This window comes from Paenibacillus sp. FSL H7-0735 (assembly GCF_038008505.1).
Lineage (GTDB): Bacteria > Bacillota > Bacilli > Paenibacillales > Paenibacillaceae > Paenibacillus_AQ > Paenibacillus_AQ odorifer.
In genome coordinates, this window is sequence record NZ_JBBOZH010000001.1 from 787,259 (window position 1) to 812,661 (window position 25,403).

19 protein-coding genes, 3 rRNA genes and 1 riboswitch are annotated in these 25,403 nt (G+C 48.5%); of the genes, 20 read left to right on the plus strand and 2 right to left on the minus strand.

Translation table 11 applies throughout. The features are described from left to right. The first annotated feature begins 129 nt into the window (after nt 1-129). The 6 genes from NSS82_RS03500 (at nt 130) to NSS82_RS03525 (ending at nt 8,027) form a co-directional block, all read left to right on the plus strand. Nucleotides 130-1,687, plus strand: a 16S ribosomal RNA gene (locus NSS82_RS03500). A gap of 232 nt (nt 1,688-1,919) precedes the next feature. Continuing rightward, nucleotides 1,920-4,845: ribosomal RNA gene (locus NSS82_RS03505) — 23S ribosomal RNA — on the plus strand. Nucleotides 4,846-4,973: 128 nt separating this feature from the next. Further along, nucleotides 4,974-5,090, plus strand: a 5S ribosomal RNA gene (rrf, locus tag NSS82_RS03510). Together the 16S, 23S and 5S rRNA genes form the textbook arrangement of a ribosomal RNA operon. 238 nt (nt 5,091-5,328) lie before the next feature. Continuing rightward, nucleotides 5,329-6,093 carry an acyl-[acyl-carrier-protein] thioesterase gene (locus NSS82_RS03515; protein ID WP_076273589.1) on the plus strand — a complete coding sequence of 255 codons (765 nt, stop codon included), beginning with the start codon at nt 5,329-5,331 and terminating at the stop codon, nt 6,091-6,093. A gap of 184 nt (nt 6,094-6,277) precedes the next feature. After that, the gene (locus NSS82_RS03520; RefSeq protein WP_340960766.1) at nt 6,278-6,865 is read left to right on the plus strand and encodes an RNA polymerase sigma factor; all 588 of its coding nucleotides are present in this window, start codon (nt 6,278-6,280) and stop codon (nt 6,863-6,865) included. Beyond that, nucleotides 6,840-8,027: a DUF4179 domain-containing protein gene (locus NSS82_RS03525; RefSeq protein ID WP_076273587.1), complete on the plus strand. Its 1,188-nt coding sequence runs from the start codon at nt 6,840-6,842 to the stop codon at nt 8,025-8,027. Before NSS82_RS03520 ends, NSS82_RS03525 begins: the two co-directional genes overlap by 26 nt. A 107-nt stretch (nt 8,028-8,134) precedes the next feature. On the opposite strand, the gene NSS82_RS32625 is transcribed toward NSS82_RS03525, so the two are convergent. Together NSS82_RS32625 and tsaA are read right to left on the minus strand one after the other, a co-directional pair. After that, the gene (locus tag NSS82_RS32625) at nt 8,135-8,428 is read right to left on the minus strand and encodes a GyrI-like domain-containing protein (protein ID WP_081386719.1); all 294 of its coding nucleotides are present in this window, start codon (nt 8,426-8,428) and stop codon (nt 8,135-8,137) included. Then, nucleotides 8,388-8,834 (minus strand): tRNA (N6-threonylcarbamoyladenosine(37)-N6)-methyltransferase TrmO, encoded by a 447-nt coding sequence (gene tsaA, locus NSS82_RS03530; protein ID WP_038568655.1) that lies wholly within the window; start codon nt 8,832-8,834, stop codon nt 8,388-8,390. Before tsaA ends, NSS82_RS32625 begins: the two co-directional genes overlap by 41 nt. Nucleotides 8,835-8,961: 127 nt before the next feature. Between tsaA and NSS82_RS03535 the strand changes: the two genes are divergently transcribed. The 14 genes from NSS82_RS03535 to purN all read left to right on the plus strand — a co-directional run bounded on the left by NSS82_RS03535 (nt 8,962) and on the right by purN (nt 25,256). Beyond that, nucleotides 8,962-11,097 carry a DNA topoisomerase III gene (locus NSS82_RS03535; protein WP_076100599.1) on the plus strand — a complete coding sequence of 712 codons (2,136 nt, stop codon included), beginning with the start codon at nt 8,962-8,964 and terminating at the stop codon, nt 11,095-11,097. Nucleotides 11,098-11,258: 161 nt separating this feature from the next. Then, on the plus strand, nt 11,259-12,482 hold the full coding sequence (locus tag NSS82_RS03540; protein WP_081384473.1) for an MFS transporter: 1,224 nt from the start codon (nt 11,259-11,261) through the stop codon (nt 12,480-12,482). 91 nt (nt 12,483-12,573) lie between these two features. Further along, nucleotides 12,574-12,837, plus strand: coding sequence for a DUF1294 domain-containing protein (locus NSS82_RS03545; RefSeq protein ID WP_036680925.1), 264 nt, complete (start codon nt 12,574-12,576; stop codon nt 12,835-12,837). 40 nt (nt 12,838-12,877) lie between these two features. Further along, complete coding sequence (locus tag NSS82_RS03550; protein WP_036680923.1) at nt 12,878-13,312, plus strand: universal stress protein; 435 nt, start codon at nt 12,878-12,880, stop codon at nt 13,310-13,312. A gap of 233 nt (nt 13,313-13,545) precedes the next feature. Further along, nucleotides 13,546-13,647: riboswitch (purine riboswitch) on the plus strand. A 305-nt stretch (nt 13,648-13,952) separates the two neighbouring features. Then, nucleotides 13,953-14,438 (plus strand): 5-(carboxyamino)imidazole ribonucleotide mutase, encoded by a 486-nt coding sequence (gene purE / locus NSS82_RS03555; protein WP_038568659.1) that lies wholly within the window; start codon nt 13,953-13,955, stop codon nt 14,436-14,438. Next, nucleotides 14,435-15,667 carry a 5-(carboxyamino)imidazole ribonucleotide synthase gene (gene purK / locus NSS82_RS03560; RefSeq protein ID WP_051491162.1) on the plus strand — a complete coding sequence of 411 codons (1,233 nt, stop codon included), beginning with the start codon at nt 14,435-14,437 and terminating at the stop codon, nt 15,665-15,667. The genes purE and purK overlap by 4 nt, the downstream gene beginning before the upstream one ends. 5 nt (nt 15,668-15,672) lie before the next feature. Beyond that, nucleotides 15,673-16,968, plus strand: coding sequence for an adenylosuccinate lyase (gene purB, locus NSS82_RS03565; RefSeq protein WP_036680917.1), 1,296 nt, complete (start codon nt 15,673-15,675; stop codon nt 16,966-16,968). Between the two features lie 312 nt (nt 16,969-17,280). Continuing rightward, nucleotides 17,281-18,171 (plus strand): phosphoribosylaminoimidazolesuccinocarboxamide synthase, encoded by an 891-nt coding sequence (locus tag NSS82_RS03570; RefSeq protein WP_036680914.1) that lies wholly within the window; start codon nt 17,281-17,283, stop codon nt 18,169-18,171. Between the two features lie 124 nt (nt 18,172-18,295). Next, nucleotides 18,296-18,541: a phosphoribosylformylglycinamidine synthase subunit PurS gene (gene purS / locus NSS82_RS03575; RefSeq protein ID WP_036680912.1), complete on the plus strand. Its 246-nt coding sequence runs from the start codon at nt 18,296-18,298 to the stop codon at nt 18,539-18,541. Nucleotides 18,542-18,546: 5 nt separating this feature from the next. Continuing rightward, a complete protein-coding gene (gene purQ, locus NSS82_RS03580; RefSeq protein WP_036680909.1) occupies nt 18,547-19,236 on the plus strand; it encodes a phosphoribosylformylglycinamidine synthase subunit PurQ in 690 nt (229 codons plus the stop codon). Further along, nucleotides 19,214-21,460: a phosphoribosylformylglycinamidine synthase subunit PurL gene (purL, locus tag NSS82_RS03585; protein WP_076273586.1), complete on the plus strand. Its 2,247-nt coding sequence runs from the start codon at nt 19,214-19,216 to the stop codon at nt 21,458-21,460. Before purQ ends, purL begins: the two co-directional genes overlap by 23 nt. Then, nucleotides 21,445-22,941, plus strand: a complete 1,497-nt coding sequence (purF, locus tag NSS82_RS03590; protein ID WP_036680905.1) for an amidophosphoribosyltransferase — start codon at nt 21,445-21,447, stop codon at nt 22,939-22,941. The genes purL and purF overlap by 16 nt, the downstream gene beginning before the upstream one ends. 657 nt (nt 22,942-23,598) lie before the next feature. Further along, on the plus strand, nt 23,599-24,639 hold the full coding sequence (purM, locus tag NSS82_RS03595) for a phosphoribosylformylglycinamidine cyclo-ligase (protein WP_076273585.1): 1,041 nt from the start codon (nt 23,599-23,601) through the stop codon (nt 24,637-24,639). Continuing rightward, the gene (purN, locus tag NSS82_RS03600; protein ID WP_076273584.1) at nt 24,639-25,256 is read left to right on the plus strand and encodes a phosphoribosylglycinamide formyltransferase; all 618 of its coding nucleotides are present in this window, start codon (nt 24,639-24,641) and stop codon (nt 25,254-25,256) included. The genes purM and purN overlap by 1 nt, the downstream gene beginning before the upstream one ends. Nucleotides 25,257-25,403 lie beyond the last annotated feature (147 nt).

Consider the following 25,403-nt stretch of genomic DNA (forward strand, 5'->3'; position numbering starts at 1 on the left):
GTCAACGAGAACTTGATCTTTGAAAACTGAACAACGAGTGAGTAGGAAATCACGTAAGTGATATCCAAAATTAGAGAATTAATTTTCTCGTCAGATGTTTCAAAATGAGCATATCGCTCTTTTCAATACTAATTGGAGAGTTTGATCCTGGCTCAGGACGAACGCTGGCGGCGTGCCTAATACATGCAAGTCGAGCGGAGTTATTTTGAAAGCTTGCTTTCAAAATAACTTAGCGGCGGACGGGTGAGTAACACGTAGGCAACCTGCCCTTCAGACTGGGATAACTACCGGAAACGGTAGCTAATACCGGATAATTTCTTTTTTCTCCTGAGAGAAGAATGAAAGACGGAGCAATCTGTCACTGAGGGATGGGCCTGCGGCGCATTAGCTAGTTGGTGGGGTAACGGCCCACCAAGGCGACGATGCGTAGCCGACCTGAGAGGGTGAACGGCCACACTGGGACTGAGACACGGCCCAGACTCCTACGGGAGGCAGCAGTAGGGAATCTTCCGCAATGGGCGAAAGCCTGACGGAGCAACGCCGCGTGAGTGATGAAGGTTTTCGGATCGTAAAGCTCTGTTGCCAGGGAAGAACGTCCGGTAGAGTAACTGTTACCGGAGTGACGGTACCTGAGAAGAAAGCCCCGGCTAACTACGTGCCAGCAGCCGCGGTAATACGTAGGGGGCAAGCGTTGTCCGGAATTATTGGGCGTAAAGCGCGCGCAGGCGGCTATTTAAGTCTGGTGTTTAAACCTTGGGCTCAACCTGAGGTCGCACTGGAAACTGGGTGGCTTGAGTACAGAAGAGGAAAGTGGAATTCCACGTGTAGCGGTGAAATGCGTAGATATGTGGAGGAACACCAGTGGCGAAGGCGACTTTCTGGGCTGTAACTGACGCTGAGGCGCGAAAGCGTGGGGAGCAAACAGGATTAGATACCCTGGTAGTCCACGCCGTAAACGATGAGTGCTAGGTGTTAGGGGTTTCGATACCCTTGGTGCCGAAGTTAACACAGTAAGCACTCCGCCTGGGGAGTACGGTCGCAAGACTGAAACTCAAAGGAATTGACGGGGACCCGCACAAGCAGTGGAGTATGTGGTTTAATTCGAAGCAACGCGAAGAACCTTACCAGGTCTTGACATCCCTCTGAATCTGCTAGAGATAGCAGCGGCCTTCGGGACAGAGGAGACAGGTGGTGCATGGTTGTCGTCAGCTCGTGTCGTGAGATGTTGGGTTAAGTCCCGCAACGAGCGCAACCCTTAACTTTAGTTGCCAGCAGGTAATGCTGGGCACTCTAGAGTGACTGCCGGTGACAAACCGGAGGAAGGTGGGGATGACGTCAAATCATCATGCCCCTTATGACCTGGGCTACACACGTACTACAATGGCCGGTACAACGGGAAGCGAAGCCGCGAGGTGGAGCCAATCCCATCAAAGCCGGTCTCAGTTCGGATTGCAGGCTGCAACTCGCCTGCATGAAGTCGGAATTGCTAGTAATCGCGGATCAGCATGCCGCGGTGAATACGTTCCCGGGTCTTGTACACACCGCCCGTCACACCACGAGAGTTTACAACACCCGAAGTCGGTGGGGTAACCCGCAAGGGAGCCAGCCGCCGAAGGTGGGGTAGATGATTGGGGTGAAGTCGTAACAAGGTAGCCGTATCGGAAGGTGCGGCTGGATCACCTCCTTTCTATGGAGAATCGTCTTCTGCAATGAAGACATTCAAATCGGAAGCTCAGCTTCCAAAACTCAGGTTTAGGCCTGTTACTCACTCGTTGCTCAGTTTTGAGAGTTTAAGCTCTCAAGTAAGACTTGATCCTTGAAAACTGGATACCGAAATGAATTTGCGTTTTAGAACATCTTTTAGCAACTTGTGCAAACAAGTAAATGTTATTAGTGAGATTTTTCTTCGGAAAAATCAAGGTTAAGCTAATAAGAGCACACGGAGGATGCCTAGGCGCCAGGAGCCGACGAAGGACGTGGCGAACAACGAAACTGCCTCGGGGAGCTGTAAGCAAGCTTTGATCCGGGGGTGTCCGAATGGGGAAACCCAGCTGTGGTAATTCGCAGTTACTCATACCTGAATACATAGGGTGTGTAGAGGCAGACCAGGGGAACTGAAACATCTAAGTACCCTGAGGAAGAGAAAACAATAGTGATTCCGTCAGTAGCGGCGAGCGAACGCGGAACAGCCTAAACCAAGGGGCTTGCCTCTTGGGGTTGTGGGACGTCTCACATGGAGTTACAAAGGAATATGGTAGGTGAAGAGGTCTGGAAAGGCCCGCGATAGAGGTAAAAGCCCTGTAACCTAAACTGTGTTCTCTCCGAGACGGATCCCGAGTAGTGCGGGGCACGTGAAACCCCGTATGAATCCAGCAGGACCATCTGCTAAGGCTAAATACTACCTGGCGACCGATAGTGAAACAGTACCGTGAGGGAAAGGTGAAAAGCACCCCGGAAGGGGAGTGAAATAGAACCTGAAACCGTGTGCTTACAAAAAGTCAGAGCCCGATCTATGGGTGATGGCGTGCCTTTTGTAGAATGAACCGGCGAGTTACGTTTAACATGCAAGGTTAAGCCGAGAAGGTGGAGCCGCAGCGAAAGCGAGTCTGAATAGGGCGACTTAGTATGTGGACGTAGACCCGAAACCGTGTGATCTACCCCTGTCCAGGGTGAAGGTGCGGTAACACGCACTGGAGGCCCGAACCCACGTACGTTGAAAAGTGCGGGGATGAGGTGGGGGTAGCGGAGAAATTCCAATCGAACTCGGAGATAGCTGGTTCTCCCCGAAATAGCTTTAGGGCTAGCCTCGGTATAAGAGTAGTGGAGGTAGAGCACTGATTGGGTGCGGGGTCCGCAAGGATTACCAAGCTCAGTCAAACTCCGAATGCCATATACTTATTGCCGGGAGTCAGACAGTGAGTGCTAAGATCCATTGTCAAAAGGGAAACAGCCCAGACCATCAGCTAAGGTCCCCAAGTGTGTGTTAAGTGGGAAAGGATGTGGAGTTGCACAGACAACCAGGATGTTGGCTTAGAAGCAGCCACCATTGAAAGAGTGCGTAATAGCTCACTGGTCGAGTGACTCTGCGCCGAAAATGTAACGGGGCTAAACACACCACCGAAGCTATGGCTAGATGCTTTGCATCTGGGGTAGGGGAGCGTTGTGTAGGGGTTGAAGGTGTACTGAAAAGAGCGCTGGACACTACACAAGTGAGAATGCCGGTATGAGTAACGAAAAGATCAGTGAGAATCTGATCCGCCGAAAGCCCAAGGTTTCCTGAGGAAGGCTCGTCCGCTCAGGGTAAGTCGGGACCTAAGGCGAGGCCGAAAGGCGTAGTCGAAGGACAACAGTTTGAAATTACTGTACCACCGTAATCCGCTATGAGCGATGGGGTGACGCAGGAGGGTAGTGACGCGGACTGATGGATGTCCGTCTAAGCAGTGAGGCTGATGTGTAGGCAAATCCGCACATCATTAAGGCTGGGCTGTGATGGGGAGCGAAAATTATAGTAGCGAAGGTCATGATCTCACACTGCCAAGAAAAGCCTCTAGCCAGGAGAAGGTGCCCGTACCGCAAACCGACACAGGTAGGCGAGAAGAGAATTCTAAGGCGCGCGGAAGAACTCTCGTTAAGGAACTCGGCAAAATGACCCCGTAACTTCGGGAGAAGGGGTGCCCCGGTAGTGTGAATAGCACGAGGGGGCCGCAGTGAAAAGGCCCAAGCGACTGTTTAGCAAAAACACAGGTCTGTGCGAAGCCGCAAGGCGAAGTATACGGGCTGACGCCTGCCCGGTGCTGGAAGGTTAAGGGGAGTGGTTAGGGGTAACCCGAAGCTATGAACCGAAGCCCCAGTAAACGGCGGCCGTAACTATAACGGTCCTAAGGTAGCGAAATTCCTTGTCAGGTAAATTCTGACCCGCACGAATGGCGTAACGACTTGGGCGCTGTCTCAACGAGAGATCCGGTGAAATTTTAATACCTGTGAAGATGCAGGTTACCCGCGACAAGACGGAAAGACCCCATGGAGCTTTACTGCAGCTTGATATTGAATTTGGGTACGATCTGTACAGGATAGGTGGGAGCCGTAGAAATCGGAGCGCAAGCTTCGGTGGAGGCGCCGTTGGGATACCACCCTGATCGTATCTAGGTTCTAACCTAGTACCCTTATCGGGTACGGGGACCGTGTCAGGCGGGCAGTTTGACTGGGGCGGTCGCCTCCTAAAGAGTAACGGAGGCGTTCCAAGGTTCCCTCAGAATGGTTGGAAATCATTCGCAGAGTGCAAAGGCATAAGGGAGCTTGACTGCGAGACCTACAAGTCGAGCAGGGACGAAAGTCGGACTTAGTGATCCGGTGGTACCGCATGGAAGGGCCATCGCTCAACGGATAAAAGCTACCCTGGGGATAACAGGCTTATCTCCCCCAAGAGTCCACATCGACGGGGAGGTTTGGCACCTCGATGTCGGCTCATCGCATCCTGGGGCTGAAGTAGGTCCCAAGGGTTGGGCTGTTCGCCCATTAAAGCGGTACGCGAGCTGGGTTCAGAACGTCGTGAGACAGTTCGGTCCCTATCTGTCGTGGGCGCAGGAAATTTGAGAGGAGCTGTCCTTAGTACGAGAGGACCGGGATGGACGTACCGCTGGTGCACCAGTTGTTCCGCCAGGAGCATGGCTGGGTAGCTACGTACGGACGGGATAAGCGCTGAAAGCATCTAAGCGTGAAGCCCCCCTCAAGATGAGATTTCCCAATTAGTAAGACCCCTTGAAGACGACGAGGTAGATAGGTTGGAGGTGGAAGTGCAGTAATGCATGGAGCTGACCAATACTAATCGGTCGAGGGCTTATCCTATACTTAGAATGCAAATTCGTTTCGGATTCAGTTTTCAGGCATCAAGCCTGAAATACGCTTAGAAATTCATTGTCACTTCTGGTGATGAACCGAATTTCACGCGGCAGCGTCTGTTTCACAGACGCATGTTTGGTGGCGATAGCGGAGGGGTTCCACGCGTACCCATCCCGAACACGACCGTTAAGCCCTCCAGCGCCGATGGTACTTGGACCGAAGGGTCCTGGGAGAGTAGGACGTTGCCAAGCACACGAAGCCATTGTTGATTTATCAACAATGGCTTTTTTGTTCCCTTTATCGCTTAATTTAAATAATGTGGATAAGTTATGGGGAATTAACGAAATTATAAAAGTTACTAACATGTGGATGAAATAATAAAATATATTCAAAAATGAAAGTAGTCCCCAATTTATGTGGATAGAGCAGTGGTATATGTGGATACTCCAAGTAAATGCAAGGATATTTTGCATGGCAGGAGGATAAACAATGGACAACAGTAGCAATCTTGTGTGGATAGAAGATTTTTCTGTACATGCGAGCGACACGGATTATCGTTCGCAGGGTAAGTTATCCTTTATTCTGGATATCATGCAATGTGCGGCAGACTTCGCAGTGGGTAATTTGGGGATAAGTGTGGAAGAGATTCTGAATGCAGGAATGGGCTGGATGATGATTACGTTAGATCTTGATTTTAAGCGTATTCCCCGCCCAAATGATGTGCTTAGCGTACATACCTGGAGTAAAGGCACTAAAGGGGCACTGTGGCAACGGGATTATCGTATTTTCGATGCAGATCATATAGAAATCGCCACAGCACGATCCATATGGGCTTTAGTAGATATTGAGAAGAGAAAGATACTTAGACCGAATGCCCTTCCAGTTCAGGTTAAGCACTATAATGGCGATTCAGTAGGCGATATGCCTGTTAAGGTAACAATCCCTTCTGATATTACTATGGAAGAAGCTTATCGGTATCAGGTAAGATATAGTGGGCTGGATAGCAACGGACATTTGAATAATGCCCGATACGGGGATTTATGTTGTGATGCGCTCACTTTAGCGGAATGGGATAATGCAGAGTTCACACGCTTCCGGATTACTTATCTACAAGAAGCTAAGTTTGGGGATGAACTGACTATTTTACGTTCAGCTGTAACGGATGATGGTATATATGTACGCGGTCAGAATAGTGATACTGTGTATTTTGAAGCATGTATAGCGTTAAAAGTGTCAAATAGTACAAATGAGTAATTAATTTATAAATATGGAATATTATTATAAAAGCGATTTCTCCGAACTTCAATCGGGGCAGTCGCTTTTTTTATTGAAAAACGGATAATGTTTCTAACATATTTGGAAAAATTTTTTGAGCCTGTCACAATTAAAGGGATCACATTCGTTATATAGTTGTAGTCAATAACAAGGAGGTGATTCTTTGGAACGTCGCAGCCCCGGGGTCCAAGTGAATCAAACAATAATTGAAGAGGCTATCGATCAGGTTCTTGCGGGTAACCGCGAAGTCTATAGAACTATAATACAAGCCTATGAAAGAAAGATTTATACGTATTGCTATTATATTTTGAGAAGTCATGAAGAAGCAGAGGATGCTGTGCAAGATATATTTGTAAAAGTGTATCAGGAACTCAGACGTTATGAGAAACGATTCTCTTTTAGTGCATGGCTGTATAAAGTGGCCTATCATCATTGTCTGGATCAGGTTCGCAAACGCAAGCGAAGAAAGCGTCTGTTGTCGCTATATAAAGAGCAGCAGCCCAAAGCCTATTATAATCCTAACGATGAGGAGCCATTGCAGAAGTTATTTATGGATGACCTGACAGCCGAAGAGAGCAATCTTTTGATTCTTAAGGTGGTTGAGCAATACAGTTTTGAAGAAATGGGTCAGATTATGGATTGTAATTCAGCTACTTTACGCAAAAAATTTGAACGTCTACGCAAAAAGTTAGTCCGGCAAAGAATGAATGAAGGAGGCAGCCCTCATGGAGAAATGGCAAGATCCAACTGAAAGTCAGAAGATGGAGCACATTCGTCAAACATTCCAAAATTATGAAATGCCGGTAGACAGTTTCAGCGATTCAATTATGAAGCGAATAGGAGACGAGGGAATGGAAAAACGAGCGACAAGAAAGAATGGAAATAAGATCCTGAAAAAATCATTGGTGGCTGCCTCGGCAGCAGCAGTGTTGGGTGCGGGCATAATCGGTAGCGGATTTGTATCCCCGGTCATGGCTGAAACGTTGAAGCAGATTCCTGTTGTAGGAAGTATTTTCAAGGGAATTGACGATAAAGGTCTAAATGCTGCTGAGGAAAAAGGATTATCTACTGCCCCTAACCAAAGCGTTACTCATGATGGAGTGACCTTAAAGGTTACCGATGCCTATTATGACGGCTCGCGGTTGGCATTTGCGATTGAACGGGAAGGCATTGATAATGATAAGATGATGGCTGAGATGATTATTGAACCGATTGAGTTCGATCCATCGCTAACAGAACAACATGCGAAAGTGACAATGAACCAGTCCGAAAAAGGGTTGTTGGGTTCAGCAGAAGTGAAATTGCCGAATGAGAAAAAACTGGAGAGCCAAATGTCATCTTTTGGTGATGTTGAGGGAAAAAAGAATGCTATTTTATACGATTACAGAAATCTAAATAATATAGAGGCTTTGGGGGATGAATTTGAATTAAGCATCAGTGTGCCGGTTACACAAATTGCAGAGCCTTTTGTAATCAAGGTGCCGGTGAAAAAAGTAACGGAAGGAATTATCAAGCTTGATCTGAACCAAACAAAAGAGGCAGAAGAATTCAGTTATACGATTACCAAGCTGGAATTAACTCCAGCCACAAGCAGATTACAGCTCAGCGAAGAAGGTAAAGCGCCAACTGTGAAAGAAAAGGATGGATACACAACCTCTGAAATGTTCTATGAAATTGTTGATGAACTAGGCAATGCGTTCTCATCGGGTGGGTCATTTAACTTGCCAGCTATAGTCTATCCTTTGGTAGACAAAGATTTCATTCCGTTCGCGCAAACACCAAAGACAATTACAGTTAAGCCGTTTACTTACTCCATTGATGAAAATCATAAAGCATTAAAGGATGAAGAAGGAAAACTAGTTAAACATTATTATCCGGAGCTTGAACAAACGATTCAGGTGGAGCAAAAGTAACTATTAATCCCATAAGCAAAAAGAAGCCCGTGTCTGCATAGCAGATACGGGCTTTTTGTTAAAAAATGAGAATTTATAAGCTACAAAACTATAGTATCTTTATATTTCTAAGAGAAACGGTTGTCATCTATAAAAGACGACAACGTAGTCTTTTCTTGTGAAAATTCTAACGGAATGTAAATTTCACTCACCGAGTTTTCGTTATCTGGTCCAAGGTACAATTCGCCATAATATTCCAATTCAAATGGAATGGACATCCTGTATTCTGTTTTCGGCAGCCAGATTCCGTAGATATATTTATAGGTAGAAGGGATATCACAAGACCGGCCTTTATGGATGAATTTCAGATAACGTATTACTTCAATTATTTGCTGTCCAGTCGCCCCAAGCAGCAGCCCAATCGGGAACGGTCACTTCCATTACGCGATCTGCACTAGGAAAATAGGCTTTGATGTCGAGAACCGGTGTACCCGGATAGGCATCAAGCCCGGCCACCTCTACTATTCCAGAGTCTACATCGACGGACAGGATTGCTGCTACACTAAGCCCAATTGGATTAGGGCGAATAGGGGAACGGGAAGCAAATACTCCAGTTAAGGCCGCATCATAAGGAGGCTGAATCTGTGTAGTCTGCCGGAAATGATCATCTGCAAACTCATGCAGCCACCAAAGTACTTGGCAATGACTAAACTGAGATAAACCTTTAAGCGCCGGCCTAAATTCTGGGTTGATTTCAAGCTGCAAATTTTGTGCTGTACCTCTAACCCATCCTATAGGTACTATATTATAGCTTTCTTGTTCATTCATTGACTATGACTCCTTTCGGGTATCAGATATGATCTAGTGTATAACAGAGGCATACGGTAAAGCCTGACGATATTTGCTAACATTCATTTAATGCTATAATGAAATTTGATGTGGAAAGGGGAGCATTATGAAGACACTAGTATTGGCGGAGAAGCCGTCTGTTGCACGCGAGATTGCACGGGTCATGGGATGTAATAATAAACAGAAGAGTTATATTGAAGGTCCAAAATATGTGGTTACCTGGGCGCTTGGTCATTTGGTCGGCCTGGCAGAGCCTGAGGATTATAATAAAAAGTTTGCAACTTGGGCCTTGGAGGATCTGCCGATTTTGCCGGAGAAGACCAAGCTGAAGGTGCTGCGGGAGACCAACCAGCAATACAAGGCTGTCCAGCATCTAATGAAACGTCAGGACATTGAGGAGCTTATTGTTGCTACAGATGCTGCCCGTGAAGGGGAGCTGCTGGCTCGCTGGATTATGAATATGGCAGGGTGGAAAAAGCCATTCCGGCGGTTATGGATATCCTCGCAGACTGATAAGGCAATTAAAGAGGGATTTGCAAAACTCCGTCCGGGTCGGGAATTTGATCGGTTGTATGAATCTGCACGTTGCCGCGCAGAGGCGGATTGGATGATTGGACTGAATGTCACGAGAGCTTTGACCTGTAAGTTCGGTTCGCCGCTCTCAGCGGGACGGGTACAAACGCCGACATTAGGGATGATCATGGATCGTGAACAGGAGATTACGGGTTTCCGTTCCGTCGATTTTGAGACGCTGACTGCTGATTTTGGGGATTTCCAAGCGGCATGGCGGGCCAGTAACGGTGATGGTCGGATATTCGAAAAGGATAAGACAGCCAGCTTAAAGGATAAGCTTACAGGACGCAGCGGCCGTATTATTAAGGTACAGAAGAGTGAGAAAAGTGAACCTCATCCACTGGCTTATGATCTGACTGAACTGCAGCGTGATGCGAACCGGAAGTTCGGCTTCTCCGCGAAGCAGACCTCCAGTGTGCTGCAGCGGTTATATGAGCAGCATAAACTTGTCACATACCCGCGTACGGACAGTCGTTACTTAACTTCAGATATGACGGGCACACTCAAGGAAAGACTGGATAGTGTTGCGGTCGGTCCATATGCAGCGTTAGCACGTCCATTGCTGCGCAAGCAGCTGCCGATTACGAAACGAATCGTGGATGATAGTAAAGTCAATGATCACCATGCTATTATTCCTACAGAACAGACCGTATTGTTAAATGGTCTGAGTACTGAGGAACGTAAGTTGTATGATCTGATTGTGCGGCGTTTTATAAGCTTGTTCTATCCGCCAGCTCGTTATGATGCGGTAGCTGTAACCGTCAATGTAGAAGGCGAAAATTTTCATGTCAAAGGGACGACGGTTAAAGATGCCGGTTGGCGCGAAGTATACGGCGGAGATATGAGTAGTGATGACGAGGAGGAATCTGCGGACGAGCCGGCAGCGGGCAGTGTAAAGCTGCCTGAGCTGCGCGAAGGGGCAGCTGTCACGATTAGCCGCTGTATGGTGCGTGCTGGCCGAACGCAGCCACCGAAGCGTTATAATGAAGCTTCGCTGTTGACGCAAATGGAGAAACACGGCCTCGGAACCCCGGCTACCCGCGCGGATATTATTGAGAAGCTGGTAAGCTCCGATACGATTGAGCGGCAAGGTAATCTCCTGCATCCGACAGGAAAAGGTAAGCAGTTAATCGAGCTGGTATCCACTCAGCTACGTACCCCGGATCTAACCGCACGTTGGGAAGCTGAGCTGGAGAAAATAGCGCGTGGTCAAGGCAAACCGGAGCTCTTTTTACAAGGTATCCGCAGTATGGCACAGGAATTGGTAACAGGTGTGAAAACTAGCGGAGCAGAATATAAGCCGCATAATGTCTCTAACAGCCATTGTCCGGAATGCGGTACAAGACTACTCGAGAAGAAGAGCAAACGAGGGAAGCTGCTGGTATGTCCTGCAGATAACTGTGGTTACACCCGTGCAGGTGAGAAAAGACTATCGAATCGCCGCTGCCCACAGTGCCATAAGAAAATGGAGCTTAAAGAGGGTAAAGCAGGCATGTTCGTACAATGTCTAGGCTGTGGAATCACAGAGACCTTAGATAAGGATCACAAGCATGTTAATAAACGTGAACAGCAAAAGCTGGTGCAGCAATACAGTAAGCAGGAAAGCATTGGTTCTAACCTTGGGGAACTGCTGAAAGCAGCGCTTGAAGGACAAAAGAAGGATAAGTAGTAGGAATCATCGGATGGTTAGCTTCAATTAAAACGAATGATTAGAATAATGAAGGCTGCTGAGTGTGCTCAGTAGTCTTTTTTCTATCCTAGTAAGTTTATGTGGTCTACGGATAGGCTTTGAATTAGAATGGTAAGCAAATGAGTGGAGCAGGTGATTAGGTGGCAGCTGAGCAGCAGGCGAATCCGTTGAAAGCGGCAGATCGCCCACAGGGGCAAGGAAGCAGCAGGTTTTTCTTTTTGGTTATTGTATTTATGTTTTGGTTCTCTTCTTATATTTATGTGCCGGTGCTTTCACCATATGTTGAGCATTTGGGATCATCGTATTTTATGGTGGGTATGGTGCTTGGGATATATGGGTTAATGCAGATCCTATTCCGTATACCCATTGGCATCGGTTCAGATTATTTAAATAGGCGGCGGCCGTTTATCTATCTGGGATTGATTGCGAGTGGAGTCAGCTGTTTTCTTTTTATGTGGGGAGCACAGCCGGGTTGGGCGTTGGCAGCACGTGCGGTATCCGGGATAGCAGCATCGGCATGGGTTGTGTACTCTGTGATGTTCGCAGGATATTTTCCAAAAGAGGAAGCTGGAAAAGCGATGGGCATGCTGCAATTTACTACAGTAATCGCCCAATTGACCAGCATGATGATCAGCGGCTATATGGTAGAGCATTGGGGCTGGAATGCCCCCTTCCTGATTGGTGGAATTGTAGCTATTGCGGCACTAATTCTTGCGCTTCGGTTACCGGAACAAAAGCAGGAAAAACGGCAAAATGCCATACAGATCAAGGAGCTGGCTGGTGTCGTAAAGGAACCTCTGCTGGTAAAAGTCTCGCTGTTGTCTGTGCTGGCGCACTGTGTGCTATTTATAACGATGTTCGGATATACTCCGAACCAGGCGCTGAATATCGGAGCAAGCAAAGAAAGTTTGGGCTGGCTAACACTCGCTTTTATGATTCCGCATGCCATCGCAACGCTCTACGGCTCACGTCTGTTTGGAGGGCTGCTGGGTGATAGAGGGAAGCTTGTGCTAGGCTTCGCGGGAAGCGCGTTGTTTACGCTGCTCATTCCTTCTATGCCGACATTAGCGGCGCTTTGTCTGACTCAGGTGGGGAATGGTTTTATGCAGGGACTTATTTTTCCGCTGCTGTTGAGTAAATCCGTATCAGAAATAGATCCCTTTAAACGGGCTACAGCTATGGGGTTCTATCAGGCCGTTTATGCGATAGGGATGTCAGCAGGGCCATTTGTAGCAGGTTGGATGAGCTCTGTATATGGCTTGACCGGAGGATTCTGGTTAGGTGGGATTGCGGCGGCGTTGGCTACAATTTTATCCTGGGTATGGATGAAGGATACGAAGCAGAAGCAGCTAAAAGAAACTTAACAGACTTGGCAGAATGTGTAAGGATGATTGGTTTTTTGTGCAAAAGGGGAATATAATAGAGATAGGAAGCAAGGAGGAGGAGCCCGGGAGAATGGTCAAGGTTGTAATGTTGTGGTTTGTGGTAATTAATATTATCGGGTATGTAGTGATGTCCGAGGACAAGAACAAAGCCCGCAAAAGGCGGGAACGTGTGCCTGAGAAAACACTTTTTCTGCTGGCAGCCATGGGCGGCGCACTAGGTGTGCTGATTGCCATGTACCGTAAGCGCCACAAGACGCGTCATACATCCTTCAGGATCGGAATTCCGCTTCTGCTGCTGCTGAATATCTTTTTGTACAGCTATTTTTTAAGATAATAGTCTTTAGGATTACAAACTAGAAAAAGAGGTGGCGTACATGTTATTCTCTAAAATTTTGCTAGCCTATGACGGTTCAAAGGCTTCTAATCAAGCATTGGAGCGCGCAATTGAACTCGCTAAAGTCACACCAGGTTCTATATTGCATGTCGTACACGCATTTGAATTCCCAAGATTTTTTATCGGAGAAGCTCTTGCACCTCTACCAGCTTCAGTAAATAAAGAATATTATGATTTGGCAGTGCAGACTACCGAAGAAGTGAAGGGACGCCTTGAGGCTGAAGGCCTGAATGCTGAGGTTGAGCTTTTACAAGGATCTCCTGCGGAAGTGATTTTGAAATATGCTAAGGAAAATGCTATAGACATCATAGTTATCGGCAGCCGTGGGCTTGGCGGTATACGTGAATTTGTTCTGGGCAGTGTCAGCCATAATGTAGTACAAAGCGCTCGTATTCCAGTGCTGGTTGTAAAATAATATAGAGTTCAAAGGGACGCTGATAGCGTTCCTTTTTTTCAATTTAAGGAAGTATAGGTCGTATTCTGGAGCTTAAACAACATAGAGTGTTAGAGCTAGGAGTGTACGGAAAGAAGTCTTTCTTGACAAAATAAAAGGTTGTTGAGAATTTAAATTCGTCCAAAAGCGAACATTTATTATGGTGTTTTTACCAATGTTCGTGTTTGAGTTGACATCATGTGTAGGGGATTGTTAAACTGATGTCATGAAGAGCTCGTATAAAACCGGGAATATGGCCCGGAAGTTTCTACCCGGGAACCGTAAATTACCGGACTACGAGGAAATAGGATGCTAGAATGCGATAGTTCAGTCCAGATAATGGAGTGATGCATTGTGCAGCTTTCCGCGCTTAATGCCAGTTTGGTGAGAGGCAAACGGGAGTGTTTTTTCCTAATTCCTTTACTAGTCCGATCCTCCCGCAGCAAAATGCGTCTGGACATCGGGCTTTTTTAATATAAGGAATAAGTTACACGTAATATATCAACCTTATATTATTAAGGAAAACGATAGTCATCCCTGAAGGACGAGAATGTAGTCTCTGCTTGTTCGGATTTACAAGATAAAGATATCTCATACTAGTGATTGGAAGGTAGGTCGAATCATGTCTGTGCAGGTAGCTGTCATCATGGGTAGTAAGTCGGATTGGGATACGATGGAGCACGCTTGTAGGGTGCTGGAAGAGCTGGGATTGTCTTATGAGAAGAAGGTAGTATCCGCGCACCGTACACCGGACTTGATGTTCCGCTATGCGGAGGAAGCCGCAGGCCGCGGCATTCGCGTGATTATTGCAGGAGCAGGCGGCGCCGCGCATTTGCCGGGTATGGTGGCTGCAAAGACAATCCTGCCAGTGATTGGAGTGCCAGTGCAGTCGAAAGCACTTAATGGGCTGGACTCGCTGCTCTCCATCGTGCAGATGCCTGGGGGCATACCGGTAGCAACGGTAGCTATTGGTAAAGCAGGCGCTGTAAATGCAGGCCTGCTGGCCGCACAGATCATCGGAGCGTTCGACCCTGAAGTGCAGCAGCGTGTGCAGCTGCGGCGGGATGCGATCCGCGATGAAGTATTGGAAAGCAGCGACAGCTTATGAGACCGGAGGAGCTGAAGCTGCAGGAGGCTGGCGGCGCAGCTTCGCCAGCCGCACAAGCGTCCGGTGCGGACACCGTCCGGACGCTGCTGCCCGGCTCGACCGTCGGCGTGCTCGGCGGCGGGCAGCTCGGGCGCATGATGGCGCTGGCCGGCAGCGCCATGGGGTACCGCTTCGTGGCGCTGGATCCTGCGCCGGATGCGCCTAGCGGTCAAGTTACGCCGCAGATCACGGCGGCGTATAACGACCGGGACGCGGCGCGGGAGCTGGCCCGCCGCGCGGACGTCATCACGTACGAGTTCGAGAACGTCGACGCGGGCGTAGCCGCGCTGCTGGCGGAGGAATCGTACGTGCCGCAGGGCAGCGCGCTGCTGTATACCACGCAGCATCGGCTGCGCGAAAAAGCCGCCATCGAGGCGGCGGGCGTTCCGGTCGCCCCGTACCGGAAGGTGGACAGCCTTGCGGAGCTAAAACAGGCGGCGGCTGAACTTGGACTACCTTGTGTGCTCAAGACAGCCACAGGCGGTTATGACGGCAAGGGTCAAGCTGTGATTCGTCAGGAAGAAGAGCTGGAAGAAGCTTTCCGGCAGGTTGCACCCGGTGAGGTGATTCCGGAGCTGGTGCTTGAGAAGTTTGTAGCTTTTCAATGCGAAATATCCGTTGTTGCTGCACGTAGTGCATCTGGGGAGGTCAAAAGCTTCCCGCCTTCTGAGAACATTCATGTAAATAATATTTTGCATCTGTCCATTGTACCTGCAAGAGTGTCAGCAGACATTCAGCGCAGAGCTTGCGAGCTGGCTGAGACTTTAATCGCAGGGCTGAATGCGGTTGGACTGCTTGCCGTGGAAATGTTCGTCACAGCGGACGGTGAATTGTTCGTCAATGAGCTGGCACCAAGGCCGCATAATTCCGGCCATTACACCATGGATGCTTGCGTGACCTCACAGTTCGAGCAGCATGTCCGGGCGATTTGTAATCTGCCGCTGGGCGATACAACGCTTTTGACACCTGTAGTTATGGTAAATGTATTAGGTCAGCATTTGGATGGTGCTATTAAAGCGACCTGTACACATGAGGAAAAAGATAATAAGCTGGGTATTGTACCTAAGCTTCATATATATGGCAAGACTGAGAGTAAGACTGGTCGTAAGATGGGTCATATCAATCTGCTGTGCAAGGATACCGGAGACGGCCTATCCTGGGTGGAGCAATCTAAACTTTGGAGGAACTAAAGAATATGATCGAACGTTACAGCAGACCCGAGATGCGGGCCATTTGGACTGAGGAGAATAAATTCAAAGCGTGGCTGGAAGTGGAAATATGCGCTTGTGAAGCATGGGCGGAGCTGGGAGTCATCCCACATGAAGACGCTGCTAAGCTGCGTAAGGATGCTAAATTCGACATCGCACGTATTGATGAAATCGAACAGGAAACACGTCATGACGTAATTGCCTTTACACGTGCGGTTTCCGAAAGCCTTGGCGCAGAACGCAAATGGGTACACTACGGCCTTACTTCCACAGATGTGGTGGATACAGCACTGGGTTACTTGCTGCGTCAAGCGAATGAGATTCTAGAGAAGGATATCATCAACTTTATTGAGATCCTTAAAGATAAAGCTATTGCTTATAAAGATACACCGATGATGGGCCGTACTCATGGGGTTCATGCTGAGCCAACTACTTTTGGTCTGAAAATGGCATTGTGGTACGAAGAAATGAAACGTAACCTGGAGCGTTTCCGCCATGCTGCGAACGGTGTGCAATTTGGCAAAATCTCCGGAGCCGTTGGTACGTATGCCAACATTGATCCATTCGTAGAAGAATTTGTCTGCCGTAAGCTGGGTACAAGCCCTGCACCGATCTCGACACAAACTCTACAGCGCGACCGTCACGCTGAGTATATGGCAGCTCTTGCTCTGGTAGCAACCTCGCTAGACAAATTCGCTACCGAAATCCGCGCTCTGCAAAAGAGTGAGATTCGCGAAGTAGAAGAAGCTTTTGCCAAAGGTCAAAAGGGTTCATCTGCTATGCCGCATAAACGGAATCCTATTGGCTGCGAGAATATTTCCGGTCTGTCCCGCGTGATTCGCGGACATATGGTTACAGCTTATGAGAACGTGCCGCTCTGGCATGAACGCGATATCTCGCACTCTTCAGTGGAGCGTATCATCCTTCCGGATGCAACGATGCTGCTGAACTACATGCTGAACCGTTTCGGAAACATCGTGAAGAACCTGACTGTATTCCCAGAGAATATGAAGCGTAACATGAACCGTACCTTCGGCGTTCCTTTCTCTGGCCGGATCTTAACCAAGCTGATTGATAAAGGCTTCAGCCGCGAGCAAGCGTACGATACCGTTCAACCACGTGCGATGCAAGCTTGGGAAGAGCAAAAGCAGTTCCGTGATATCGTGGAAGCTACACCTGAAATCACTAATGTCCTCACCCCAGAAGAGATTGAAGATGCATTTAACCCTTCTTGGCACCTTAAGCATGTGGATACCATCTTCCGCAAGCTAGAACTTATCTAAAAAAGATAAGTTAGTGGTGAACTAAGGAGCTAGGAATAGTACGAGCGGTTAATGTTGTGCAGAATTGAAATGCAACTGGTCGATAAGGAACGGAGAGAAATTTTGGAACTGTAGAAGCGTTAGCGTTCGCCTTTATCCTCGGATTTCTACCACGGGCAGTGGTTCAAATCAGGAAATCTGAGGATAACAGCGATCGGAAGTCCAAACATTTCTTGTAGTGGCCCGATTGACCCAACAGATATTTCCGATTTTGCAAGAGACGTTTTCGCTCAAGTAATAATTAATGATCATTAGTTCAAGGGAGGAAAGGTCATGACATCATCGGCCGTATCCACAGCCGTGGAACTCATCAATGCGCCGCTGCTCTACAAAGGGAAGGTTCGCGAGCTATACGATTTAGGGGAAAATGTACTGATCGTAGTTACGGATCGGATATCTGCTTTTGACTATGTGCTGGACCCGGCGGTCCCTGAAAAGGGTAATGTGCTTAACCGTCTGAGCGCGTTCTGGTTCGGACAGACTAAAGAGCTGATGGAGAATCATGTCGTTCATATCGATGTGGATCTGCTTGGCGACGTAGTTAAGGACAAAGAGGCCCTCAGAAACCGTGTCATGGTGGTACGCAAAGCGGAGCGCATTGATATCGAATGCGTAGTGCGTGGATGCATCACTGGCGGCGGCTGGAGACAGTATCAAGAAACCGGCAAGGTAAATGGTATTGAGCTTCCTGCTAACCTCCGCAAAAACGCGCTGCTGGCAGAGCCGATTTTTACCCCTGCGGCTAAAAATGATGTAGGTCACGATGAGGATATTCCGTTTGAGAAAATGCAGGAATTAATCGGAGCTGATCTGGCGCTTGAGCTGCAGGAAAAGAGCTTAAAGCTGTTCGCTTTTGCTAGAGAGTATTGTGCTGAGCGGGGGATCATTCTTGCGGACTGCAAATTCGAATTCGGCTTGTTGGACGGCAAGGTGATTCTGATCGATGAGATTTTTACACCGGATGCTTCCCGCTTCTGGGCTAAGGATAAATACGCGCTTGATATTGAAATTGATAGTATGGATAAAGAGCCTGTTCGTACGTATCTATCTGCATCTGCCTGGGATAAGAATAGTAAACCTGATCCGCTCCCAACTGAAGTAGTAGAAGAAACTACACGGCGTTATCTGGACATTTATCATCGTCTTACTGGCAAGTCTTTATAGTTCAACATAGTGTGTGCACTCATGGGAATAAATTCAGTATATATTTTTGAAGCTAAATGTACTCATTGTAGAATTTCAGTTTCAGAGGGTATGCTCATTAAAATTTAGGAGGAACTACAAGCATATGTTAAAAGCGACGGTATATGTCACCATAAAGAAAAGCGTTCTTGATCCACAAGGGGTAGCAGTACAAGGAGCACTTCATTCGGTAGGCTTCCAAGAAGTTGAAAGCTTGCGTATCGGGAAATATATGGAGCTGACTTTGGATACGGATAACCGTGCTGAAGCGGAAGTGCGTCTCAAGGAAATGTGCGAAAAGCTACTTGCCAACACGGTGATCGAGGATTACCGCTACGAATTGGAGGACTAAACGACATGAAATTTGCTGTACTTGTCTTCCCAGGCTCCAACTGTGATATTGATTGCTACAAGGCGGTAGAGGACAGTCTCGGCGAACCAGTCGACTATGTGTGGCATACAGCGACGGATTTGTCGGCGTATGATTGCATTTTGGTTCCAGGCGGATTCTCATATGGTGATTACCTGCGCTGTGGCGCGATTTCCAGATTTGCTCCTGTTATGGCGGAAGTTGCTAAAGCAGCAGAGCAAGGGAAATACGTGCTGGGCATTTGCAATGGGTTCCAAATTCTTACTGAGGCTGGTTTGCTGCCAGGTGCGCTTCGCCGCAACATGTCGATGAAGTTCCGCTGTCACGATACAGTGCTTAAGGTTGTTAATAATGAAACCCCATTTACTATTGACTATGCTAAAGATGAAGAAATCATCATCCCAATCGCACACGGTGAAGGAAACTACTATTGTGATGACGAGACTTTGGCAGAGCTGAAAGCTAACAATCAGATCGTGTTTACCTATAGCGATAATCCTAACGGCTCCGTAGCCGATATTGCGGGTGTTAGTAACGTACAAGGGAATGTGGTTGGCATGATGCCTCACCCTGAGCGCGCGGCTAATAGTTTACTTGGTTCAGAAGACGGCAAAAGAATGTTTACATCCATACTGAAGACTTGGAGGGATCGTCATGACGCAGCAAGTATCCGTTAAGGAACCGACCGCAGAACAGATTGCGGAGCAGAAAATTTACAGCCAGTTCGGTGTGTCGGACAGCGAATATGAGCTGATCAAGTCTTTTATGGGACGTTTGCCGAACTACACTGAAATCGGCGTATTCAGCGTAATGTGGTCCGAGCACTGTGCCTATAAGAACTCCAAACCACTCCTGAAACGTTTCCCAATTTCCGGACCACGTGTCCTGATGGGACCTGGCGAGGGCGCAGGGATTGTAGATATCGGTGACAACCAAGCGGTTGTTTTCAAAATCGAAAGTCATAACCATCCTTCAGCGGTAGAACCTTTCCAAGGTGCGGCAACGGGTGTCGGCGGGATTATCCGTGATATTTTCTCCATGGGCTCCAGACCTATCGCAATCCTCAATTCACTACGTTTCGGGAAGCTGGAAAGTGATCGAGTAAAATATTTGTTCGAACATGTTGTGTCTGGTATTGCTGGTTATGGTAACTGTATCGGGATTCCCACTGTTGGCGGCGAAATCATGTTTGATGATAGCTATGATGGCAATCCGCTAGTTAACGCAATGTGTGTGGGTCTGATTGATCATGACAAAATCCAACGTGGTGTAGCTAAGGGTGTTGGCAACCCAGTCTTCTATGTAGGTCCTCCTACAGGTCGTGATGGAATTCATGGTGCTACTTTTGCATCGGTAGAGCTTAGTGAGGAATCAGAAGCTAAACGTACCGCTGTACAAGTCGGCGATCCATTTATGGAAAAGCTCGTTATGGAATCTTGTCTAGAACTGATCGACAGCGGCATCGTTATCGGGATTCAGGATATGGGCGCAGCAGGTCTTACATGCTCTAGTGCGGAGATGGCAAGTAAAGCAGGCAATGGTCTGGAACTGTATCTTGATCAGGTGCCACAACGTGAAGAGGGCATGACGCCTTACGAAATGATGCTTTCAGAATCACAAGAACGGATGTTGTTCGTCGTTGAGCCGAAGGATGAGGCCCAGGCACAAGAGATTTTTGACCGCTGGGGTGTTATCTGCTGTAAAGTCGGTAAAGTTACGGATGATGGCCGCTTGAAATTGTATCATCACGGCGAGGTTGTTGGTGACATGCCAGTAACGGCGCTCGTGGATGAGTGTCCAGTATATAACAAACCTTCTGAGGTTCCTGCTTATTATATTGCGAATGAAAAGGTAGATACTCTTCGTTACGAGGAAGTTACGGATCTGGGCGGTGCATTGCGTACAGTACTTGGATCACCAACCGTAGCAAGTAAAGCATGGGTATACAATCAATACGATTACATGGTGCGGACGAGCACAGCTGTACGTCCTGGATCTGACGCGGCTGTAGTTACCATTCATGGTACTCGTAAAGCACTTGCAATGACTACAGACTGTAATGGCCGTTATGTTCATCTTGATCCTGAAGTGGGCGGACGTATTGCAGTCAGCGAAGCGGCACGCAACATCGTTTGTTCCGGTGCTGAACCGCTGGCTATTACGGATAATCTGAACTTCGGAAATCCTGAGAAGCCTGATGTGTTCTGGCAAATGGAGCGTGCGGTTGATGGTATGGCCGAAGCTTGTCGTGTGCTGGATACTCCGGTTATCGGTGGTAATGTCAGTCTTTATAACGAAAATACTACGGGCTCCATCTATCCAACGCCGGTTGTCGGCATGGTTGGTTTAGTAGCGGACACGGATCATATTACGACTCAGGGATTCAAGCAAGAAGGCGATTCCATCCTTCTGCTGGGAGTGACCAAGGCTGAGCTGGGCGGCAGTGAATTCCAATATGCTGTTCATGGTGTGACCGAAGGTCGTCCTCCGGCTTTGGATTTGGCTACTGAGAAAAAACTGCTGAACGCAGTCCTTACCTCAATTCGTGGCGGTCTGGTGCGTTCCGCGCATGACTTGTCCGAAGGTGGACTTGCCGTAGCGCTTGCAGAGAGCTGTATCAGCGGCGGAATCGGAGCAAACGTTGAGCTTTCAGCTAACGGTCTTAGATCTGATGTAGTATTGTTCAGCGAAAGCCAATCACGCATTGTACTGACAGCAGCTCCTGAACGTGCGGAAGAGCTGAAAGCAGCGATTGCAGCCAGCGGTGTTCCAGTGGAGATCATCGGAACTGTAGGTGGAGACAGACTGCGCGTAAATCTGGACGGCGTGTCCGCACTAGATGAAGCTGTAGCAGAATTGAAATTCGTTTGGGAGGATGCTATTCCATGTCTTATGAAATAAAGACCGGGAAAGAGCAGGAGACTCCTATCCTGTGGACTGGTGACTTTTACAATGAAGGAACGGGCTCGGGAGATATTTTTGACACATTAAAAGAAGAATGCGGCGTTTTCGGGGTCTTCGGACACCCGGAAGCGGCGTCCATGTCTTATTACGGCTTACACGCCTTACAACACCGTGGGGAAGAAAGTGCGGGAATCTGCGTAGCAGACGGTCGCGATTTCAACTATCACCGCGGGATGGGGTTAGTAAAAGAAGTATTCGACAAGGACAAAATTGCCTCATTGGTTGGAGACATGTCCATTGGGCATGTACGTTATTCCACCAGTGGGGACAGCCGCTTAACCAATGCGCAGCCACTGGTATTTAAATATCGTGACGGCGATTTGGCGATTGCTACGAACGGAAACATAGTAAATGAACCGTTGATTCGCAAACAGCTAGAGCAAAGCGGATCGATCTTTCAAACTACGAGTGATACAGAAGTGCTGGCGCATCTGATTGCCCGTTCGCCAAAGGATTTTGTTGAAGCGGCAAAAGATGCGCTGCAGCAGCTCGTTGGCGGGTTTGCTTTTCTGCTTATGACAAATGACAAGCTGATTGTCGCTTCAGATTCCCATGGCTTGCGTCCGCTAGTGATGGGACGGATTGGTGAAGCTTATATTTTTGCTTCCGAGTCCTGCGCATTAGAGGTCATTGGGGCACAGCTGGTTCGAGATATTGAGCCGGGCGAACTGCTAGTCCTCGACAAAAACGGCCTCTTAGAGGACCGTTTTACCGAACCCAAACGTAAAGCGCTGTGCGCGATGGAGTATATTTACTTCTCCCGCCCAGACAGTGATATGAACGGCTCTAACCTGCACTCCGCCCGTAAGCGGATGGGTAGCCGCATGGCACTGGAAGCTTTTGTCGATGCTGATCTCGTAACCGGTGTGCCGGATTCCAGTATTTCAGCAGCCATCGGGTATGCCGAGCAAACGGGAATTCCTTATGAGCTTGGGCTCATTAAGAATAAGTACACTGGACGGACCTTCATCCAGCCGAGTCAAGAACTGCGTGAACAAGGTGTGAAAATGAAGCTGAGCGCCGTGCGCAGCGTAGTTGATGGCAAACGTGTCGTTATGATCGATGATTCTATCGTTCGTGGCACGACCTCACGCCGAATCGTCAATCTGCTTCGGGAAGCGGGAGCTGTTGAAGTGCATGTGCGGATTACTTCGCCACCGTTCAAGAATCCTTGCTTCTACGGCATTGATACACCAGACCGCCGCGACCTCATCGCGTCCTACAAGACCATTGAGGAAATGTGCGAAGAGATCAACGCCGATTCCTTGGCATTTTTGTCGCCGGAAGGCTTAATCTCTTCCATTGGTGGACACAACAAAGATGACTATAAAGGCGGACTTTGTCTTTCTTGCTTTGATAATGATTACCCGACGCAGGTTGATTTTGGCGGGGCAGAGAAAGATGGCTGCTCGTGTTGACATCCCCCTAAGTCCCCCTTTCAAAGGGGGATTCCGAAGGGCTCTGCCCTCCGGCCACCCGAAAGCTCGGCGGTAGGAGTTGGGTTATAACTTGCTAAGAAGACTTGGGTACGAGTGCTCGCTTTGTCCCTGTGTGCTGCGCACGGACGGGACACGCTTTACGGCGCTTCGCCCCCCGGCTGCATCCGCCGCCGGGACTGGCTCGCCAAGCTTCCCTCTGTTTGCTTCGCAAATACGAGGGCCGCTTGTCTCGCTAAGGTGGCGCTCGGTTGCACCCTAAGCGCCAAGAGCAGCTCCCCAAGCTCGTCCCTGTTTGCTACGCAAATGCGCTACTCGCTTGTTTCGCTAGAAGAGGTTGCATGGCGCAGCTCATGCACCGAGGTCTTGAGGTCCGTATGCAAGGCGCGCACTGCGGCTTGCAGTAGGGACAAACCGGTGGTTGGAGGGAGTTATGGAGAGGAAGTTTGGAACTGTAGAAGCGTTAGCGTTCGCCTTTATGCTCGAATTTCTACCGCTCAGCGGTAAAAAATTCAAAGGAATTCGAGCATAACAGCGATCGGAAGTCCAAACATTCCTCGCAGTAACTCCCCTACAACCACCCAAAAGCCGAATGCGCCCAAACGCGCTCTAAACTATTAAAAGATGAGGTGTCCAATAGTGTCGGAAGCTTATAAAAACGCCGGAGTGGATATTGCGGCTGGTAATGAAGCGGTAGAACGCATGAAAAAGCACGTAAAACGTACTTACCGTCCAGAAGTAATGACGGATCTTGGTGGGTTCGGAGCACTGTTTGGCCTCAATAAAGATAAATATGAAGAGCCAGTGCTTGTATCGGGAACTGATGGTGTAGGCACAAAGCTCAAAATCGCATTCGCGGCGGATCGCCATGACACGATTGGCATCGACGCTGTAGCTATGTGCGTGAACGACATTGTAGTGCAAGGTGCAGAGCCACTCTTTTTCCTCGACTATCTGGCTTGCGACAAAGTGGTGCCGGAGAAAATCGAAGCTATCGTAGCTGGAATCGCTGAAGGCTGTCACCAAGCGGGTTGTGCACTGATTGGCGGCGAAACGGCTGAGATGCCGGGTATGTATTCAGCAGGTGAATATGATATCGCTGGATTCACAGTGGGCGTAGCTGACAAAGCGAAGCTGGTAACAGGCGCTAACATCGCTGCTGGAGACACAGTGATTGGTCTGGCTTCCAGTGGTGTGCACAGCAATGGTTTCTCGCTGGTGCGTAAGCTTTTGCTTGAGCAAGAGGGTTATGGTCTGAAAGACGTGCTTCCTGAGCTTGGCGCTCCGCTGGCGGATGTACTCCTTGCACCAACTAAGATTTATGTGAAGCCTTTGCTGGCACTGCTGGAGCAGCTTCCGGTAAAAGGTATGGCTCACATTACGGGTGGCGGATTCATCGAGAATATCCCACGCGTATTGCCTGATAATGTAGACGTGGAGATCAATTACGGATCATGGCCGATTCTGCCAATCTTCGGATTGATGCAGGACAAAGGAAACGTGAGCAACCGTGATATGTTCACTACTTTTAATATGGGAATTGGTCTTGTTCTGGTAGTTAGCGCTGCTGATGGAGAACGCGCTCTTGAACTGCTTAAAGCTAGCGGAGAAGAGGCGTATATCATTGGTAAAGTAACAGAAGGGGAACGCAAAGTAACCTTTACTGGAGCTGAAGTGTGATGCAATCAAGTCGAATCGCTGTTTTTGCTTCGGGGCAGGGCAGCAATTTTGCAGCACTGATCGAGGCACAGAGAGCAGGCTTGCTTGGAGACGGCAGGATTGAATTGCTTGTCTCTGACAAGCCGGAAGCGCCTGTAGCACAACGTGCGGAGGATGCGGGAATTCCCACCCTCCTGCTGCGGCCAAAAGACTTCGCCAGCCGTGAGCTCTACGAAGCAGAGATTGTCGCAGAGCTTCAGCGGCGGGAAATCGGGCTGGTTGTGCTGGCAGGGTATATGCGCCTCATTACACCAGTGCTTTTAACGCCGTATGCGGGTCGGATTATTAACATTCACCCATCGCTGCTGCCTGCTTTTGCTGGAAAGGATGCGATCGGACAAGCGCTGGATTATGGCGTGAAGCTGACGGGAGTCACTGTGCATTTTGTCGATGGAGGTATGGATACCGGGCCAGTTATTGCTCAGCGTAGCGTAGTTGTGTTGGATAACGACACGGCGGATTCATTGGCGGAACGGATTCATAAGGTTGAGTATGAGTTGTATCCTGAAGTGGTTGGCGCTTTCGCCAGCGGGAAAGTGGAACTGAGTGGAAGAAAGACGATTATCCGCGAAAAGTAAGCCACACTGTAGCCATTCGAAGTTTTGGATCGACATTTGGTGACAGGCGGAGAGATTTCAGGGTATTTCTCGGGAAATATTGCATAAGCGGCATTATGTGTCGTGTAGTAGGTAATAGAGTCAGATTCTTTCTTATAGTAATTTCCC